Here is a 16,252-nt window from a genome sequence, read left to right as displayed (position 1 = left end):
CGCCGAGCGGGGGCGGGCGGCGATCGGCCGAACGAGGTTCTGGGGATTGTCGCCCGCAGGATGTGCACAGCTGTGGACAACGATCAGGGCAGGACGATCGTGGACGCGAGGCCGGCGATGATCGGCACGACGCCCAGCAGGACGAAGGCGGGCAGGAAGCACAGCCCCAGCGGCGCCACCGCCTTCACCGCCACCCTGCGCGCGGCGGCCAGCGACGCGGCGCGAGCCGCCTCCCGGGCATCATCGGCCAGCCGGGTGAGTACGTCGGCCACCGGCGCACCGCTGAGGGCGGCCCGGGTCATGGCACGGGCCAGATGAGCGGTGGCAGGATCGCGGGCCAGATGGCCCCAGGTGGACTCCGCGTCCGCCCCCAGGCGCAGCTGCGTGCTCACCCACAGCAGGCGAGCCGCCAACGGCCCGGGTACGGCCCCGGCCGCGGTCTCCGTAGCGGCGCTGACCGGCTGGCCCGCCAGCAGACAGGCGGCCATCAGATCCACGGCGAAGGGAAGGTCGGCCGCGATCCGCCGGCGTTCGAGGCGGGCAGCCGGAGGTTCCTGCCGATGCAGTGCCCAGCCGGCCCCCAAACCCGCGACGACCCCGGCGACGACACCCACCACACCCCCGACCGCCAGCCCGGTCACGAGCCCGGCGCAGGCGGCGCAGACGAGCGTGCGCCGATCGGGCGGCCACGTGGCCGTGGATCCAAGCCAGCGAGGCACCTCCTCAGCGGGGTCACGCGCCGCGCCGTCGCCGGGCGGGCGCAGGCGCGACAACCGGCGAGCGGCCGTGTCCGGAGGCACCCAGACCCAGACGGCCAGGGCAGCACACACAGCGGCCAGAACGTACATGGATCAGCTCCCTCAAGAGTCGAGCGCGGCCCTGGCCATGCGGCCGGTCCACCACAGGCCGCCGAGGTCGAGCAGGACCCCCGCCCCCAGGCAGGCCAGCCCCGGCACCCCGCCGAACAGGAAGTCCAGCGGACGCATCCCCATCGCGGCCGCCATCCCCACTCCCAGCACGGGCAGCCCGGCCAGCAACCGGGCGGTGGTCCGCGGCCCGGCCAGTTGGGCGGCCACATCCTGCCGGTGCGCCTGAGCGGCGCGTAGCGCGTGAGCCACCCGCTCCACCAGCGCCGCCATCCCGGCGCCCACGCCGACCCCGACGCTCCAGCAGGCCGCCAGCCGCCGCAACCCCTCACCGCCCTGTTCGGGCGCGGCGGCGACCAGGGCGGCGGCGACGTCACCGCCGTCCCGTGCCGCGGCCGTCACCTCGCGCAGGTCGCCGGGGACGTCCACCGAGGCGATGGCCCGCGCCAGCGCCTCCCCCGCCGTACGGCCCGCCACCAGCTCGGCCGACAGGGCGTGGCAAAGCTCGATGGAGGCCCGATGCCACTCGTCGGCCACCGGCCGCCGCCGCCGGACCAGCCGCGTGATCCACGCCCACCGAAGCCGGCTCCCGGACCCCCGCCCCAGAACCCGCGCCAGCCGGACCTCGGCGGCGTGCCGGAACCCGCTCCACACCCAGACGAACCCGCCGACCGCGATGGCGGCCACGACAAGGGCGTTCACAACGCCTCCTCAAGACGCCCGTAAGCGGGTCCGAGCCGCACGACCCCGGCCTCGTGGAACGTCATGGCCGTCCGTGCCTCCACCAGTCCGGACGGCGTCCGGTCCAGCAGGCAGATCTCCGCCACCCGCCGCCGCCCGTCGGCGCGGCTCCTGGCCAGGTGCACGACCATGTCGAGCGCGGCCGCGAGCTGGCTGTGGACGGCCTCCCTGCTCAGTCCGGCCGCGCACCCCAGCGCCTCCAGCCGCGCGGGCACGTCGGCCGCCGCGTTCGCGTGGAGCGTGCCGCAGCCGCCCTCGTGCCCCGTGTTGAGCGCCGCCAGCAGATCGACGACCTCGGCGCCCCTGACCTCGCCCACCACCACGCGATCCGGCCGCATGCGCAGCGCCTGCCGTACGAGATCGCGCAGGCCTATTCCGCCCGCGCCCTCCAGGTTGGCCGGGCGCGACTCCAGCCGCACCACGTGCGGGTGTTCCGGACGCAGTTCGGCGGAGTCTTCGACCAGCAGCAGGCGTTCGCCGGGATCGGCGAGTGACAGCAGCGCGGACAGGAGCGTGGTCTTGCCGGTGCCGGTGCCGCCGGTGACCAGGAAGGCCAGCCGGGCGGCGACCATGCGGCGCAGGATCGCGGCCGCCTCCGGGGCCAGCGTGCCCGCGCGGACCAGGGCGTCCATCGTGTACGTCTGCCGCGGCGGCAGGCGCAGCGAGACGCACGTGCCGCCGGAGGCGATGGGCGGCAGCACGGCATGCAGGCGTACGCCGCCCGCCAGCCGGGCGTCCACGTAAGGGCAGGCGTCGTCCAGCCGGCGGCCCGCGGCGGCGGCCAGGCGCTGGGCCAGCCTGCGCACGGCGGCGTCGTCGGCGAAGGCCACTTGGGTGCGGCGCAGCCCCCTGCCGTCGTCGACCCAGACCTCGCGGGGCCCGTTGACCAGGACGTCGGTGACGTCGGGCGCGGCCAGCAGGGGCTCCAGCGGCCCCGCGCCGATCAGGTCGGCGCACAGGGCGCGGGCGACGGCCAGGATCTCGGCGTCGCCGTACACGGACTTCTCGGCGCGCAACGCGAGCGCGACCTGGGCGGCGCTCGGCTCGACACCCGTGCGCGCCAGCCTGGCGCGCACGGCCTCGACGAGGTCGGCGGGCGGTGACTCCATCAGCGGTCCTGGGCGAGCGTGTGGACGAGCGTGGCGCACAGGCCGCCCAGGGCGGTGCGGGGGCCCAGGCGCGGGAGTTCGCCGCGGTTGAGCGTGGCCGAGAGCCTCGGATGGTCGGGGAGGGTGCCGGCGAGCGGGAGGTCGAGGCTGTGGGCCACGGCCCGCTCGTCGAGGGCGCCCGGCCGGACCACGGCCCTGATGTCGGCGGTGTGCTCGGCCACGTCGTGCACGACCTGGGCGGTGGCCAGGACGCCGCGCACGTCGGCCGGGGCGACGGCGAACGTGGTGTCGGCCCTGGCCAGGGCTTCCGCGGCGGCGGGGTCGAGGTGGCGGGGCAGGTCGACCACGACGAGGTCGAAGCCGCGCCGCCCCGCTTCGAGCACCGCGCGCACGGCGGCCGGCGGGACCGGGGCGGCCCGTCCTCTGCCGAAGCTCAGCAGGGCCAGGTCACCGAAGGCGGGCAGGGCGGCGGAGAGGGCGCCGGCGTTGATGCGGCCCTCTCTGGCCAGCAGGTCGCTCCAGCGGGCGCCCGGGGCCTCCTCGCGGCCCAGCAGCGCGTCGATGCCGCCGCCGAGCCGGTCGGCGTCGACGAGGAGGGTGGCGAGGCGGTCGGCCGAGGCCTTCAGGGCCAGGCAGGCGGCCAGGACGCTGGCGCCGGCGCCGCCGCGGCCCCCGACCACGCAGGCCACCACGCCCGCGCGGGAGGCGGGCTCCAGGGCCTCGGCGAACTCCTCCACCAGGCGGCGTTCGTCACCCGGGAGGTCCATGACGGCCTGGGCTCCCACTTCCACGCAGCGCCGCCAGGCTCCGGGGTCGGCGGGTTCGCGGGCGGCCAGGAAGACGCGTTCGCGCGCGGGCGGGGCGGTTTCCGCCACCTTCCCCGCCAGGTCGTCGCCGACCACGACCACCGGGGCGATCCCCCAGTACGGCCGGGCGACGGCCGGGTTGTGGGCGACGTCGAGCTGCGTTCCGGCCGCGGCGGCCACGCGGACGAGGTCGTCGAGGAGGTTTTGGTCCTCGGTGATGACCAGGGGACGGTGCATCGGATGCCTCCCGGGGCGGGTTGGGAGGACAACCATGCGGGGAGGCGCGGGCCGCGCGAGGAGCCGAGCGGGGTTCTGTGGATGGGGCCGCCGACTGTGGAAAAGGGGCGACCCCCGCCGGGGGGGAGAGCGGGGGTCGCCTGATCGGTCCGGCTCCGGGGGGGTAGAGCCGGTCCCGTTTCAGAAGAAAGCTTTCAACACTTAACCAGAGCATGGCAAGGGACTTGCAATGCAAACCCATGCACAGTCGCTCCAGTTTCGGGAGATACCACCGTATGCTGCCCGATCGACTCGAGTTTCGTCGAGGAGCAATCTCGCATTTTCGCTAAGTTTTTTCCTCGGAAGCTAACGATCACATAAAGGAGATCACTCAGCGTGATCGTCACGGGAAGGTCACCCCGCGGACCCCGCCCGTACGGCCGGCAGAGATCGGACCGATGCCCCACGCCGCAGTAAAGGTCTTGGTCCCAGGGGTTCCCATCAGGGCGAATCCGACGTAGAAAGGGGACACGGACCACTTGTCCGGGTGCGTCAGCCGGGTACCCACGCGCGACCAGCCGCGGGAGGCGCGTCGAGACGGGCTTGACCCGATCCGACGAATTGAGGTGCACGCTTGGTAACCCGGTGTGATGCACGGCAGACGGCGTCTCACAAGCGAGGCGCCGTCAGCTATGTTCAGCCGCGTTGCATGGCCTCGCAGATCGCCGTGGTCTCCCGGACCCCGAGGCTTACCGCGGCGGCACAGTGGCGTACCCACTCGGCCACCCCACCGTCCACGTACGCCTTCAGCCCGGCCTCGTAGTCCTGCTCAAGGTGCCCCACCTCGACGGCGACGATCGACTTCGGGTCCAGGCCGAACTCCACCAGCGTGAGCCGTTCCGCGGCGCGCGCCACGATCCCGTCCGCGCTGCCGAACGGCCGCAGGACCGCCAGCTCCGCGTGCACGATGGCGGCCAGGACCAGGGCCGGAGCCTTGGTGGGCGTCTCCAGCAGGCCGAAGAGGGCGTCCAGCCGCGGTCCTCCCGCCGACGGCCGCCCGAGCGCGTCGGGGCCGACGAGACCGGCCGCGGCCACCGAGTGGAGACGGGCCATGACCTGCCGGGGAGCCTTGCGCCAGGTCGGGCCCAGCCTGCCGACCTCCACCGAGGCCCGCAGCGCGCCCTGCACGAGCGGGTCGGACACCTCGTCGCGGCGCAGCGCGTCCAGCGTGACGTCCACGCCCTCCAGGGCGGCCGAGGCCCGCGCGCCACGGAGGGACGACTCGGTGGACACCGCGGGACGGGCCCGGCGCAGCACTCGATGCCGGTAAAGCCGGTCGACGGCTTCACGGGCCTCGTCGACGGCCTCGGGAACGCCGGGAAGCTTCGCGACTGCGGCCAGAGGGTCACTCACGCGTCCGACCTTACCTGTGGGTAACTCGCGGAGCGGCTGAGGGGGCCCATAAACCCCGACAATTTGGCCCGTTCCATCATTCTCTGCTTTCAAGATGACAACGATTCAATAGCGACTGTAATGACCAGGGATAAGCGCCACGGCCGGTACGGACCTGTCTAGACCTCTTGCTTGAGCCGCCCGCCACCTGGTGAAGTGGGACACGACCTAACCAATCTGGCCATAGAAGGAGCACTCAGGTGGCCCCGGAAACCCCTGGCACCGAGCCCCAGGCGCTGTCGAACCTGCTGCAGGAGAACCGCAGGTTCGCACCACCCGCCGACCTGGCCGCGGCCGCGAACGTGACCGCCGACGCGTACGACGAGGCGGCGGCCGACCGTCTCGGGTTTTGGGAGCGCGCCGCAGACCGTCTGACCTGGGCCAAGCGCTGGGACACCACGTTGGAGTGGAACCCGCCGTTCGCGAAATGGTTCACCGGCGGCCGGCTGAACATCGCCTACAACTGCGTCGACCGCCACGTGGAGGCCGGGCGGGGTGACAAGGTCGCCTACCACTGGGAGGGCGAGCCTGAGGGCGACAGCCGTACCCTCACCTATGCGGACCTGCAGCGGGAGGTCAACAAGACCGCCAACGCGCTCCAGGAGCTGGGTGTCGCCAAGGGTGACCGCGTGGCGATCTACATGCCGATGATCCCCGAGCTGCCGATCGCGATGCTGGCCTGCGCCCGCATCGGCGCGATCCACTCGGTGGTCTTCGGCGGCTTCTCGGCCAGCGCGCTCAAGAGCCGCATCGACGACGCCGACGCCAAGCTCGTGATCACCGCCGACGGCGGCTACCGCAGGGGCGCGCCGTCCGCGCTCAAGCCGACCGTGGACGAGGCCGTGGACCAGTGCCCGCAGATCGAGCACGTGCTCGTCGTCCGCCGGACAAATCAAGAAATTTCCACGTACGACCGGGATGTCTTCTGGGCCGACATCGTCGAGCGCCAGAGCGACCGGCACACCCCCGAGCCGCACGACGCCGAGGACCCGCTGTTCATCCTCTACACCAGCGGCACCACCGGGAAGCCGAAGGGCATCCTGCACACCACCGGCGGCTACCTCACCCAGACGTCCTGGACCCACAACGCGGTCTTCGACCTCAAGCCCGAGACCGACATCTACTGGTGCACCGCCGACATCGGCTGGGTGACCGGGCACTCCTACATCGTGTACGGCCCGCTGGCCAACGGCGCCACCAGCGTCATCTACGAGGGCACCCCCGACACCCCGCACCGCGGCAGGTTCTGGGAGATCGTGCAGAAGTACAAGATCACGATCCTCTACACCGCGCCCACCGCGATCCGGACGTTCATGAAGTGGGGCGACGACATCCCCGCGAAGTTCGACATGTCGTCCCTGCGCGTCCTCGGCTCCGTGGGCGAGCCGATCAACCCCGAGGCCTACGTCTGGTATCGGGAGCACATCGGCGCCGGCCGTACCCCCGTCGTGGACACGTGGTGGCAGACGGAGACCGGCGCGGTCATGATCAGCCCGCTCCCCGGCGTGACCAGCGCGAAGCCGGGCGCGGCGATGCGCCCGCTGCCGGGAATCGTCGCCGACGTGGTCGACGACCAGGGCCAGAGCGTGCCCAACGGAGGCGGCGGCTACCTGGCCGTCCGCGAGCCGTGGCCGTCGATGCTGCGCACGATCTGGGGTGACGACCAGCGCTACATCGACACCTACTGGTCGCGCTTCCCCGGAATGTACTTCGCCGGCGACGGCGCCAAGCGCGACGAGGACGGCGACATCTGGCTGCTCGGCCGGGTCGACGACGTCATGCTCGTGTCCGGCCACAACATCTCCACCACCGAGGTGGAGTCGGCCCTGGTCAGCCACCCGAAGGTGGCCGAGGCGGCGGTCGTGGGCGCCACCGACCCGGTGACCGGCCAGGCGATCGTCTCGTTCGTCATCCTGCGCGGCACCGCGGAGGAGGGCGCGGACATCGCCACCGAACTGCGCAACCACGTGGCCAAGACCCTCGGCCCGATCGCCAAGCCGCGCCAGATCCTGGTCGTGCCCGAGCTGCCCAAGACCCGCTCCGGCAAGATCATGCGCCGCCTGCTGCGCGACGTGGCGGAGAACCGCAGCGTAGGCGACGTGACCACGCTGGCCGACAGCACGGTGATGAACCTCATCTCGGAGAAGCTGCCCTCCGCCAAGAGCGAGGACTGAGCACCGAGGTAGAGGAAGGCCCCCATCGGTCCCGATGGGGGCCTTCCTCATGCTTGCAGGTACATTTATCACGGGTGTGCCGGGAAGTCTGGTCGGCGACAGGGGGAACCGACCCCAAAACCGCCACTCCCGAGGGGGAACCACCTTGCGCCGCGCCGCCGAGGTCTGGCCGTTCCGGCCCACCGTCCGCTACGCCCGCACGCTCGCCGAAGCGCTGCGCGCAGAGACGATCGGCGGCATCATCATGCTCGTGGCCACCGTGGCCGCGCTGATCTGGGCCAACGTCTCCTACGAGAGCTACGCCGCCCTCCGCGACACCAAGATCGGACCGGCGGCGCTCCACCTCGATCTCGAACTCGTCAAATGGGCCCAGAACGGCCTGCTGACCATCTTCTTCTTCGTGGCCGGGCTGGAGGTCAAGGAGGAGTTCGTCCACGGCGAGCTCAGCAACCTGCGCAAGGCGGCCCTGCCGATCATCGCGGCCATCGCCGGCATGATCGTCCCGGCGGCCATCTTCCTGCTGGTCAGCTGGGGTGCGCCCGAGGCAGGGCGAGGATGGGCGATCCCCACCGCGACCGATATCGCCTTCGCCCTGGCCGTCCTCGCCGTCACCGCCAGCGCGATGCCCGCGGCCCTGCGGGCGTTCCTGCTGACCAGCGCCGTCGTCGACGACCTCGGCGCGATCTCCATCATCGCGATCTTCTACACGGAGAACCTCGACCTGATCATGCTGGCGGCCGGGGTCGCGCTGATCTGCCTGTACGGGTTCCTGCAGTACAAGCGGGTCAAGGGGGTATGGATCTACCTGCCGCTGGCCCTGCTGGCGTGGTACTTCGTCGAGGTCAGCGGCGTGCACGCGACCGTCGCCGGCGTGGCGCTGGGTCTGCTCACGCGCGTGTGGGCGGACGACTCCGAGGAACGCTCGCCGTCGGAGGCCGCCGACCACCACATCCGGCCGCTTTCTGCGGGCTTCGCCGTTCCGGTCTTTGCCTTTCTGTCGGCGGGGGTGCAACTCAACTCCGCAAGCATGAGCGGTATCTTCTCCGATCGGGTAGTTCTGGGGGTGGTGGCGGGTCTCGTGCTCGGCAAGTTCCTCGGGGTCTTCGGCGGCGCCTGGCTGTCGGTACGGCTCGGCCTGGCGAGACTGTCGGAAGAGCTGCACTGGCGGGACATGGCGGCGGTGTCACTGCTGGCCGGGATCGGGTTCACGGTGTCGCTGCTCATCGGCGGCCTCGCCTACGGACACGATCCGCAGCGCGCCGACGCCGTCACCACGGGGATCCTCGCGGCCAGTCTCATCGCCTCGGTTCTGGCCGCGGTGCTTCTCCACCTCCGGGTACGCAATCGCCGCAGGGCGCTGGATGATGTTTGACATGGCCACCAGGCCCCGATAGGAGACGTTCATGCAGCAGAGCACGGAAGAGGAATCCCTGGGCTCTCTCGTCGCCCAGGCGAGCCAGCAGATCTCCACGCTGGTCCGCTCGGAGATCGAGCTGGCCAAGGCCGAGCTGAGGTTCGACGCCAAACGCGTCGGCACGGCCGCGGGCCTGTTCGCCGCCGCGGCGTTCATGGCCCACCTGTGCCTGATCCTGATCTCGTTCACGATCGCGTACGTGCTGGACCAATGGCTGCCGACGTGGGCCGCCTTCCTCATCGTGACCGTCTTCTACCTGCTGGCCGCGGGGCTGCTGGTGTTCATCGGCATGCGCAGGCTCAAGGGGCTGGCCGGAATGAAGCGCACCGCGCGCTCGATCAAGGGACTCAAGGAGATCGCCGACCCCGGCGACGACCTGGTGCCGACCGCGGGCGTCGCCGGCGCACATCGCGAGCCGGTGAAGCCAGATGGCACCTGACGAGGCGTTCGTCCAGATCGAGGGACCCTGGACACACCGCGGCGTACACGCCGGCGGCACCCGCTTCCACGTCGTGGAGGCCGGTGAGGGGCCGCTCGTCCTGCTGCTGCACGGCTTCCCGCAGTTCTGGTGGACCTGGCGGCGCCAGCTCGTCTCCCTGGCCGAGGCGGGCTACCGGGCGGTCGCGGTCGACCTGCGCGGCTACGGCGGCAGCGACAAGCCGCCGCGCGGCTACGACCTGCCCACCCTGGCCGGCGACGCCACCGGCCTGATCAGGGCGCTCGGCGAGACCCGCGCGATCGTCGTCGGCCACGACTGGGGCGGCCTGATGGCCTGGACCATGGCCGTCATGGACCCCAAGAGCGTCAGCAGGCTGGTCACCGTGGGCGCGCCGCACCCGCGCCGCCTGCGCCGCATGCTGCTCACCCCCGGCCAGTTCAGGGCCAACCGCCACGCCCTGCGCTTCCAGCTGCCGATCCTGCCCGAGCGGCGGCTCGTCGCCCACGAGGGCGCTCTCGTGGGCCACCTGCTGGACGCCTGGTCGCGGCCCGGCTGGCCCGACGAGGAGACCGGCCGCACCTACCGCGAGGCCTTCCGCATCCCGGCGGTGGCCCACCTCGCCCTGGAGTACCACCGCTGGTTCGGCCGCTCCCAGCTGCGGCCCGACGGCATGCGCTACGCCAGGGCCATGCGCACCGCAGTCGAGTCGCCGACCCTGCAACTGCACGGCCTGCTCGACACCTGTGTCCTGCCGCGCACCGCGCAGGGCTCCGGCCGCTACGTCGCCGCGCCGTACCGCTGGAGGCTGATCGAGGGTGCGGGGCACTTCCCCCACGAGGAGACCCCCGAGAAGTTCGACGCAGAGCTGCTCGGGTGGCTAGCCGACCCGGAGCCTGATCGATGAGAGACCGCGACAGCGAGGGCAGGCCGCGCAACGCGCGCCCCCGCGACGAGTTCGGCCGTCCCCTGCCGTACGGCACGGCCGGGGTCCCACGCGTCCCCGACGACTACGCGCCCACCACCGAGCAGGCGCTCGACGACGGCCGCCGGTTCCTGGCCGAGGACAAGCCCTTCCACGCGCACGAGGTGTTCGAGGGCCGCTGGAAGTGCGCCCCCGACGAGGAGCGCGAGCTGTGGCAGGGCCTGGCGCAGATCTGCGTCGGCCTCACCCACCTGCAACGGGGCAACGGGCGCGGGGCCCTGACCCTCTTCAGCCGCGGCGCCGCCCGCATCCAGGGGTACGGCCCGCCGTACGACCAGGTGGGCAGGGCGGCGACGGGCTTCGGCGAGGACAGCGACGCGAGCGCCGCCATCGCCCTGATCCTGCGCGAGCTCGAACTGTCATAGCCCGCGGCTAGCCTGACGGCATGGCCGAACGCAAGCACGGGGTGCCCGCCCCGCCCACCGAGTCCGCGATCAGGTCAGGCGAGTGGGACGGCCGCGACCTCGACCATGAGACGTTCCGCCGCGTGCTGTTCGTCGACGTCGACATGACCGAGATGATCAACCGCGGCTCGGCGTTCGAGGAGTGCACGTTCTCGCAGGTGCGCTTCAACGTCTCCGAGCACGACGACTCCAGCTTCGTCAACTGCACGTTCAGGCGGTGCTCGTTCTTCGACGCCACGTTCCGGGCGTGCAAGTTCACCGGCAGCATGTTCGACGGCTGCAGCTACGGGCTGCTCAAGGTTGAGGGCGGCGACTGGTCGTTCGTCGGCCTGCCCGGCGCCGACCTGCGCGGCAGCGCCTTCCACGGGGTGCGGTTGCGCGAGGCCGACCTGACGGGGGCGCGGCTGGAGAAGGCCGAGATCCTGCGCAGCGACCTGTCGGGCGCCTGGCTGCACAGCGCCGACCTGACCGCCTGCGACCTGCGCGGCAGTGACCTGACCGCGCTCGACCCGCAGGTCACCACGGTCAAGAAGGCGATCATCGACTCCTTCCAGGCGACGGTCGTGGCCGCCGCGCTGGGCTTCGACGTGCGCTGACTCCGCTAGTCGCAGCGCTGGGTGCTGGCCGGGCTGACGTCGGCGCGTCCGGCCGACGCGTCGGGGCGGACCTCGTCGGCGGTCAGGACGTACCCGGTCTCCTCCTGGCTGATGGCCGCGGCGAAGATCACGCCGAAGACCTTGCCGTCGACGGTGAGCAGCGGGCCGCCGGAGTTGCCGGGCAGCACCTTGCCGCGGATCTGGTAGACCTGCCGGGTGACGTTCATGCTGCGGTAGATGTCGGGGCCCTTGGCGGGGATCTTGCTGCGGATGCGGGCCGGCTCTGCGGTGAAGCCCTTGCCCTTGGGGTAGCCGGCGATGATCGCGCTCTCGCCGCTCCTGGCCGTGCCGTCGAACTCCAGGTTGGGCAGGTTGAGGCCGGGCACATGCAGGATCGCGATGTCGCGCTGCGGGTTGTAGCGGACCACGGTCGCCACGTGCTTGTTGCCGCCCTGGTCGATGACCTCCAGGTCGCGGGTGACGCCGGCGACCACGTGCGCGTTGGTCATGATCCGTTCGGGTTCGTAGACGAAGCCGGTGCCCTCGATGTGCTTGTTGCAGCTCTCGGCGTTGCCCTGGACCTTGACGATCGACGCGCGGGCCTTCTTGAGTTTCCCGCCCTGCAGCACGCTGACGTCGGGCGGCGCGACGTTGACCAGCTGGTCGCCGCCGATCGCGTCGAACACCGGCGGGAACTCGGAGTTGTCGATGAACTGCTTGAACGGCTGCTGCCAGTTGCGCGCGGCCTGCGGGATCGCGTCGTCGACCGTGGTCAGCAGCAGCGAGTCCTTGACCTGGGTGACCAGCGGCGTGAACGAGGTCGAGACGATCAGCGAGCCGATCAGCCACGCGATGACCAGCACCGACAGCGCGCTGGCGAACGTGCCGCCCACCGCGTCGGCCAGCTTCGCCGGCTCCCAGGTGACGTGCGAGCGGACGACGGCGCCGATCGTCGAGGAGGCGAACTGGCCGATCGTCGCCGTCAGGAAGACGATCACGATGGCGAGCAGCGCCTGCTCGGTCGGGCCGCTGACCACGGCCTTGGAGATCGGCGGCGCGATGAACACCCCGAGCACCGCCCCGCCCACGAACCCCACGAAGCTCATGACGCCGATGATGAAGCCCTGCCGGTAACCCGAGATCCCGAAGGCGATCACGAGGCCGATCAAGATGAGGTCAAGCAGATCACCGCGCACGCTTCAAAGGTAACCAGCAACAGGGTCAAGTGTGCACGCCTTCGGCCAGGACGGGCTTACCCTCCGGGCTAGCGTGACGGCGTGAGCGTGCGCGAGATCGTCGAGGCGGCCCTGACCGACCCCGACCCTGCCGGACCCGTCAGAAAGCGCGCGATCAGCGCGCTGCGAGCGCGTGGGGACTCAGAGTCCTTCACCCTGGCCAGACGCCTGTGCGCGGCGGAGAGCGCGGCTGAGCGGCTGCTGGGGGTGCACATCATGGCCGACCTGAGCGCGTTCAGGCTCCGGTCGCTGCCGATCCTGCGCTACCTGGCCGTCGGCGACGACGATCCCGGTGTACGGCACGCCGCCCTAACCTCGGCGGGCCAGCTTGACGGCCTCGGGCGGCAGGTCTTCGGTCACTGACGCATCCCACGGCCGCGCGAACCCGCTCATCCCCAGCACCCCGTCCAGCAGGCTCGCGGTGAAGCCCCACACCAGCATCCCCCGCACCCTGAACGCCGGGCCCGCGTAGCCGCCCGGATGGCGCAACGTCACCCGGTTGCCCGGGTCCACAAGCTCCGCGACCGGCACCCGCTCCACCGACTCCACCTCGTCGGGGGCCGCCGCGTGCACCGCCGACGGCGCGTGCCACCAGCCCAGGACGGGGGTGACGCGGTTGTCGCTGCGCCAGATGTACACCTCGGGCATCGTGCACACGACCGTCACCCCTTGGGGCATCAGTCCGGTCTCCTCCTCGGCCTCCCTGAGCGCCGCCCGCACCGGGCCGCCGTCCTCCGGGTCGACGCCGCCGCCGGGGAAGGCGGGCTGACCGGCGTGCCTGCGTCCGCGCGAGCTGCGCTGGATCAGCAGCACGTCGGGCCCCAGGGGGCCCTCGCCGAACAGCATCAGCACCGCCGCCCGCCGGCCCGCGCCGTTGGCGGGCGGGTGCATGTCTCGGGGAGGTTGTGTGCGTACGGCTTTCGCCGCCAGTTGGTCGAGCCAGTCGGGCACCTGCGTCACGAACACCTCCAACGCGATCGAGCCCTCGCAGCTTCCCACCGGGATCGTTCGAGATCGTTCGGGATCAGGAGAACGGGCCGGGTCTGACGAGTTTCTGGGCGGCCTTCTCCTCCGTGGGGCCGGTGCCGTACGCGGGACAGAGAGCGGCCAGCGGGCACACGCCGCAGGCGGGCTTGCGGGCGTGGCAGATCCGGCGGCCGTGCCAGATGACCCGGTGGGAGAAGATGGTCCATTCCCGCTTGGGAAGGAGTTCCCCGACGACGTGCTCGATCTTGACCGGGTCGGTCTCCTCGGTCCAGCCGAAGCGGCGTACCAGGCGCTGGAAGTGGGTGTCGACGGTCAGGCCCGGGACGCCGAACGCGTTGCCGAGGACCACGTTGGCGGTCTTGCGGCCCACGCCGGGCAGGGTGACGAGGTCTTTGAGCTTGCCGGGGACCTCGCCTCGGTAGCGGTCGCAGACGGCCTGGGCCATGCCGATGATCGAGTTGGTCTTGGCCCGGAAGAAGCCGGTCGACTTGATGATCGTTTCCATCTCGGCGCGGTCGGCGGCCGCGTAATCCTGGACTGTCGGATATTTCGCGAAAAGGGTTGGAGTAACCATGTTGACCCTTTTGTCCGTACACTGCGCCGAGAGGATCGTCGCGACCAGCAGCTCTAGCGGGTTACCGAAGTCGAGCTCGCAGTGGGCGTCGGGGTAGGTTTCCGCCAGTATGCGATTCATCCGGCGCGCCCTGCGCACCAGGGCGAGTCTCGACTCAGAGGGCATCTCCCTAGCCTAAGTGCGTGGCGGGAAGTGGGGTGCGTCACAATGGCAGCAGAGGAGGCAGAGTGAACACCGAAGACGTGCTGGGCAAGGCCCCCCTGTTCGCCGCGCTCGACCGTGAGAGCGCAGCGGCGCTGCGCACGAGCATCACCGAAGTCCAGCTGTCCAAGGGACAGACGCTCTTCCATGAGAACGAGACGGGCGACCGTCTCTACGTCGTGCTCGAGGGCAAGATCAAACTTTCCCGCCAGTCCCCGGACGGCCGCGAGAACCTGCTGAGCGTGCTCGGCCCGAGCGAGATGTTCGGCGAACTGTCGCTGTTCGATCCCCGGCCGCGCACCGCGACCGCCACGGCTCTGACGGATGTACGGCTGGCCGGGCTGGGCCACGACGACCTGCGCCCCTGGCTGACCGGCCGCCCCGAGGTGGCCCTGCACCTGTTGCGCGCCCTGGCCCAGCGGTTGCGGCGTACCAACGACGTCTTGGCCGACCTGGTCTTCACCGACGTACCGGGACGCGTGGCCAAGCAGTTGCTGGACCTGGCGGAACGTTTCGGCGCGAAGACCGACGACGGACTGCGCGTCCACCACGACCTGACCCAGGAAGAGCTCGCCCAACTGGTGGGCGCCTCCAGGGAGACGGTGAACAAGGCACTGGCCGACTTCGCCCAGCGGGGCTGGCTGCGTATCGAGGCCAAGGCGGTCGTGATCCTCGACATGGACCGCCTCCACAACCGCTCCCGGTAACCGGCACCGCGAGGGGTTCAGTGGGGGCGCCGTGCCCCCACGACCCCCAGCCCCCGAGCGCTGCCCAACCCTGAGCTTTGCCCTGGGCCGGCTCAGCGAAGCGCGGGTTGTTGCAAGTGGTTGTCAATCGCGGCTGAGTATTGTCCGGCGATGACTGGACGATGGCAGATGGTCGCGGCCCTGACCTTATGTGTGGCGATCTTCTCGGTGAACTGGACCGTGCTGGACGCCACCGGAACGCCCATTACCTGGGAGTTCTCCCTCACCCCGGCGATCGAGGTCATGCTGGCCTACGCCTATCCCGTGGCCCTCCTGGGAGTGCTGATCCCCGTGAAGGGGCGCCTGAGCGTGCTTCTGTGGGGGCTGGCCGGGTTCGGGCTGGTGTCGGCCGTGGGCGCCTTCGCGGTGAACGGCGGCATGCTCGTCGCCTCCCGGGTCGGGCAGGGGCTGGCGGCCGCGATCGTGCTGCGGGCCGGGTTCGAGCTCGCCAGGACCCACCTGCGTGGCACCACGTGGTGGCCGGCGGTCGCGATCCCGGCGGTGGTGGCCCTGGTGGGGCTGAACGCCGGGCCGGTGATCGGCAGCGTCATCGCCTATAACGTCTCCTTCCGATGGATCCTTCTGGTCTGCGTGCCGCTGACCGTCGTCGCCGTGGTGGCGGTGGCGCTCTTCACCCCGCGTACCCGTCCCGTGCCGGAGACCCGTACGGACTTGTCCGGATAATTCGGTGACGGGTTCACCAGGCACAACGTTCTTGTCAGCGTGATTCCAGAAACGACCGGTCGCGGGGCACACGGCTCCGCGACGGCAGAGAGGAATCCCGTTGTCCAGACTCATCAAGTCCGCGATCACCTCGGTGGCGCTGTCCGGCGCGCTCGCGCTTCTGGCCACGTCGGCCGGCGCCGTACCCAGCTCCCAGAACGGCACGCAGACCAGCGCGCAGTCCTTCACCGGCGAGAACAGCCCCTGGACCGCCCAGACGATCGGAGCCTGGGGGAACATCCCGACCGCGTCGGTCAACGTCACCGTGCCCGCGGGGACGACGCGATTCGTCGACGCCCGCTTCACCGCCGAGTCCGTCTGCGTCGGCGCCGCCACCGGGTGGTGCTCCGTGCGCGTCGTCGTGGTCAACTCCGCGGGCACGACCACCGAGCTGCACCCGGTCGTGGGCACGGACTACAGGTTCGACAGCCCCGGTGACGCCGAAGAGGCGCACGCCTTGGAGCGCTTCTCCCCTCCCCTCGGCCCCGGGGCCTACACCGTCCGGGTACAGGCCCTGCGCATGACCGGCATCACCCAGTTCACCCTGGACGACTACGCGTTCGCCGTGGGCCTCATCCAGCCCTGAG

Annotated in this window: 18 protein-coding genes; 10 read left to right on the top strand and 8 right to left on the bottom strand. The window is 71.0% G+C overall.

Annotated elements, in window-relative coordinates; genetic code table 11:
* Window positions 1-83: 83 nt before the first annotated feature.
* The 5 genes from ACFWYW_RS36520 to ACFWYW_RS36500 all read right to left on the bottom strand — a co-directional run bounded on the left by ACFWYW_RS36520 (window position 84) and on the right by ACFWYW_RS36500 (window position 5,151).
* A complete protein-coding gene (locus ACFWYW_RS36520; protein WP_379611331.1) occupies window positions 84-848 on the bottom strand; it encodes a type II secretion system F family protein in 765 nt (254 codons plus the stop codon).
* Window positions 849-860: 12 nt separating this feature from the next.
* Complete coding sequence (locus ACFWYW_RS36515; protein ID WP_379611330.1) at window positions 861-1,568, bottom strand: type II secretion system F family protein; 708 nt, start codon at window positions 1,566-1,568, stop codon at window positions 861-863.
* On the bottom strand, window positions 1,565-2,716 hold the full coding sequence (locus ACFWYW_RS36510; protein ID WP_379611329.1) for a TadA family conjugal transfer-associated ATPase: 1,152 nt from the start codon (window positions 2,714-2,716) through the stop codon (window positions 1,565-1,567). Before ACFWYW_RS36510 ends, ACFWYW_RS36515 begins: the two co-directional genes overlap by 4 nt.
* Window positions 2,716-3,759, bottom strand: a complete 1,044-nt coding sequence (gene ssd, locus ACFWYW_RS36505; RefSeq protein WP_379611327.1) for a septum site-determining protein Ssd — start codon at window positions 3,757-3,759, stop codon at window positions 2,716-2,718. The genes ACFWYW_RS36510 and ssd overlap by 1 nt, the downstream gene beginning before the upstream one ends.
* Before the next feature lie 675 nt (window positions 3,760-4,434).
* A complete protein-coding gene (locus ACFWYW_RS36500) occupies window positions 4,435-5,151 on the bottom strand; it encodes an oxidoreductase (RefSeq protein WP_379611326.1) in 717 nt (238 codons plus the stop codon).
* A gap of 239 nt (window positions 5,152-5,390) precedes the next feature.
* Between ACFWYW_RS36500 and acs the strand changes: the two genes are divergently transcribed.
* From acs to ACFWYW_RS36470, 6 genes are all read left to right on the top strand, one after another.
* A complete protein-coding gene (acs, locus tag ACFWYW_RS36495) occupies window positions 5,391-7,364 on the top strand; it encodes an acetate--CoA ligase (protein WP_379611325.1) in 1,974 nt (657 codons plus the stop codon).
* Between the two features lie 145 nt (window positions 7,365-7,509).
* Window positions 7,510-8,736 carry a Na+/H+ antiporter NhaA gene (gene nhaA, locus ACFWYW_RS36490; RefSeq protein ID WP_379611324.1) on the top strand — a complete coding sequence of 409 codons (1,227 nt, stop codon included), beginning with the start codon at window positions 7,510-7,512 and terminating at the stop codon, window positions 8,734-8,736.
* A gap of 31 nt (window positions 8,737-8,767) precedes the next feature.
* Window positions 8,768-9,217: a phage holin family protein gene (locus ACFWYW_RS36485; RefSeq protein WP_379611323.1), complete on the top strand. Its 450-nt coding sequence runs from the start codon at window positions 8,768-8,770 to the stop codon at window positions 9,215-9,217.
* Window positions 9,207-10,121, top strand: a complete 915-nt coding sequence (locus ACFWYW_RS36480; protein WP_379611322.1) for an alpha/beta fold hydrolase — start codon at window positions 9,207-9,209, stop codon at window positions 10,119-10,121. The genes ACFWYW_RS36485 and ACFWYW_RS36480 overlap by 11 nt, the downstream gene beginning before the upstream one ends.
* Window positions 10,118-10,564 (top strand): DUF309 domain-containing protein, encoded by a 447-nt coding sequence (locus ACFWYW_RS36475; RefSeq protein WP_379611321.1) that lies wholly within the window; start codon window positions 10,118-10,120, stop codon window positions 10,562-10,564. Before ACFWYW_RS36480 ends, ACFWYW_RS36475 begins: the two co-directional genes overlap by 4 nt.
* Before the next feature lie 20 nt (window positions 10,565-10,584).
* Window positions 10,585-11,199 (top strand): pentapeptide repeat-containing protein, encoded by a 615-nt coding sequence (locus ACFWYW_RS36470; protein WP_379611319.1) that lies wholly within the window; start codon window positions 10,585-10,587, stop codon window positions 11,197-11,199.
* A 5-nt stretch (window positions 11,200-11,204) separates the two neighbouring features.
* Here ACFWYW_RS36470 and ACFWYW_RS36465 read toward each other — a convergent pair whose 3' ends face one another.
* Window positions 11,205-12,395, bottom strand: coding sequence for a MarP family serine protease (locus tag ACFWYW_RS36465; RefSeq protein WP_379611318.1), 1,191 nt, complete (start codon window positions 12,393-12,395; stop codon window positions 11,205-11,207).
* A gap of 81 nt (window positions 12,396-12,476) precedes the next feature.
* Here ACFWYW_RS36465 and ACFWYW_RS36460 point away from each other — a divergent pair, with 81 nt between their 5' ends.
* Window positions 12,477-12,797 (top strand): hypothetical protein, encoded by a 321-nt coding sequence (locus ACFWYW_RS36460; RefSeq protein ID WP_379611317.1) that lies wholly within the window; start codon window positions 12,477-12,479, stop codon window positions 12,795-12,797.
* Here ACFWYW_RS36460 and ACFWYW_RS36455 read toward each other — a convergent pair.
* Together ACFWYW_RS36455 and nth are read right to left on the bottom strand one after the other, a co-directional pair.
* Complete coding sequence (locus tag ACFWYW_RS36455; protein WP_379611316.1) at window positions 12,744-13,394, bottom strand: NUDIX hydrolase; 651 nt, start codon at window positions 13,392-13,394, stop codon at window positions 12,744-12,746. The genes ACFWYW_RS36460 and ACFWYW_RS36455 overlap by 54 nt on opposite strands.
* A 64-nt stretch (window positions 13,395-13,458) precedes the next feature.
* The gene (gene nth, locus ACFWYW_RS36450) at window positions 13,459-14,115 is read right to left on the bottom strand and encodes an endonuclease III (protein WP_379611315.1); all 657 of its coding nucleotides are present in this window, start codon (window positions 14,113-14,115) and stop codon (window positions 13,459-13,461) included.
* A gap of 107 nt (window positions 14,116-14,222) precedes the next feature.
* Here nth and ACFWYW_RS36445 point away from each other — a divergent pair, with 107 nt between their 5' ends.
* The 3 genes from ACFWYW_RS36445 to ACFWYW_RS36435 all read left to right on the top strand — a co-directional run bounded on the left by ACFWYW_RS36445 (window position 14,223) and on the right by ACFWYW_RS36435 (window position 16,251).
* The gene (locus ACFWYW_RS36445) at window positions 14,223-14,903 is read left to right on the top strand and encodes a Crp/Fnr family transcriptional regulator (protein WP_184958766.1); all 681 of its coding nucleotides are present in this window, start codon (window positions 14,223-14,225) and stop codon (window positions 14,901-14,903) included.
* A 150-nt stretch (window positions 14,904-15,053) separates the two neighbouring features.
* Window positions 15,054-15,626, top strand: a complete 573-nt coding sequence (locus ACFWYW_RS36440) for an MFS transporter (RefSeq protein WP_379611313.1) — start codon at window positions 15,054-15,056, stop codon at window positions 15,624-15,626.
* Window positions 15,627-15,726: 100 nt separating this feature from the next.
* Window positions 15,727-16,251 (top strand): hypothetical protein, encoded by a 525-nt coding sequence (locus ACFWYW_RS36435; RefSeq protein WP_379611312.1) that lies wholly within the window; start codon window positions 15,727-15,729, stop codon window positions 16,249-16,251.
* Window position 16,252 lies beyond the last annotated feature (1 nt).

Origin of the sequence: Nonomuraea sp. NPDC059023 (assembly GCF_042740095.1) — a bacterium.
Classification (GTDB): Bacteria; Actinomycetota; Actinomycetes; order Streptosporangiales; family Streptosporangiaceae; genus Nonomuraea.
Note: the sequence above shows the minus strand (reverse complement) of the source record. Positions and strands in the feature narration are given on the sequence as shown.

What these genes read in the sequence shown, in the direction of transcription:
- ACFWYW_RS36520 (WP_379611331.1), bottom strand. Translation starts at nt 848, where the DNA reads ATGTACGTTCTGGCCGCTGTGTGTGCTGCCCTGGCCGTCTGGGTCTGG.
- ACFWYW_RS36510 (WP_379611329.1), bottom strand. Translation starts at nt 2,716, where the DNA reads ATGGAGTCACCGCCCGCCGACCTCGTCGAGGCCGTGCGCGCCAGGCTG.
- ssd (WP_379611327.1), bottom strand. Translation starts at nt 3,759, where the DNA reads ATGCACCGTCCCCTGGTCATCACCGAGGACCAAAACCTCCTCGACGAC.
- ACFWYW_RS36485 (WP_379611323.1), top strand. Translation starts at nt 8,768, where the DNA reads ATGCAGCAGAGCACGGAAGAGGAATCCCTGGGCTCTCTCGTCGCCCAG.
- ACFWYW_RS36480 (WP_379611322.1), top strand. Translation starts at nt 9,207, where the DNA reads ATGGCACCTGACGAGGCGTTCGTCCAGATCGAGGGACCCTGGACACAC.
- ACFWYW_RS36475 (WP_379611321.1), top strand. Translation starts at nt 10,118, where the DNA reads ATGAGAGACCGCGACAGCGAGGGCAGGCCGCGCAACGCGCGCCCCCGC.
- ACFWYW_RS36470 (WP_379611319.1), top strand. Translation starts at nt 10,585, where the DNA reads ATGGCCGAACGCAAGCACGGGGTGCCCGCCCCGCCCACCGAGTCCGCG.
- nth (WP_379611315.1), bottom strand. Translation starts at nt 14,115, where the DNA reads ATGAATCGCATACTGGCGGAAACCTACCCCGACGCCCACTGCGAGCTC.
- ACFWYW_RS36440 (WP_379611313.1), top strand. Translation starts at nt 15,054, where the DNA reads ATGACTGGACGATGGCAGATGGTCGCGGCCCTGACCTTATGTGTGGCG.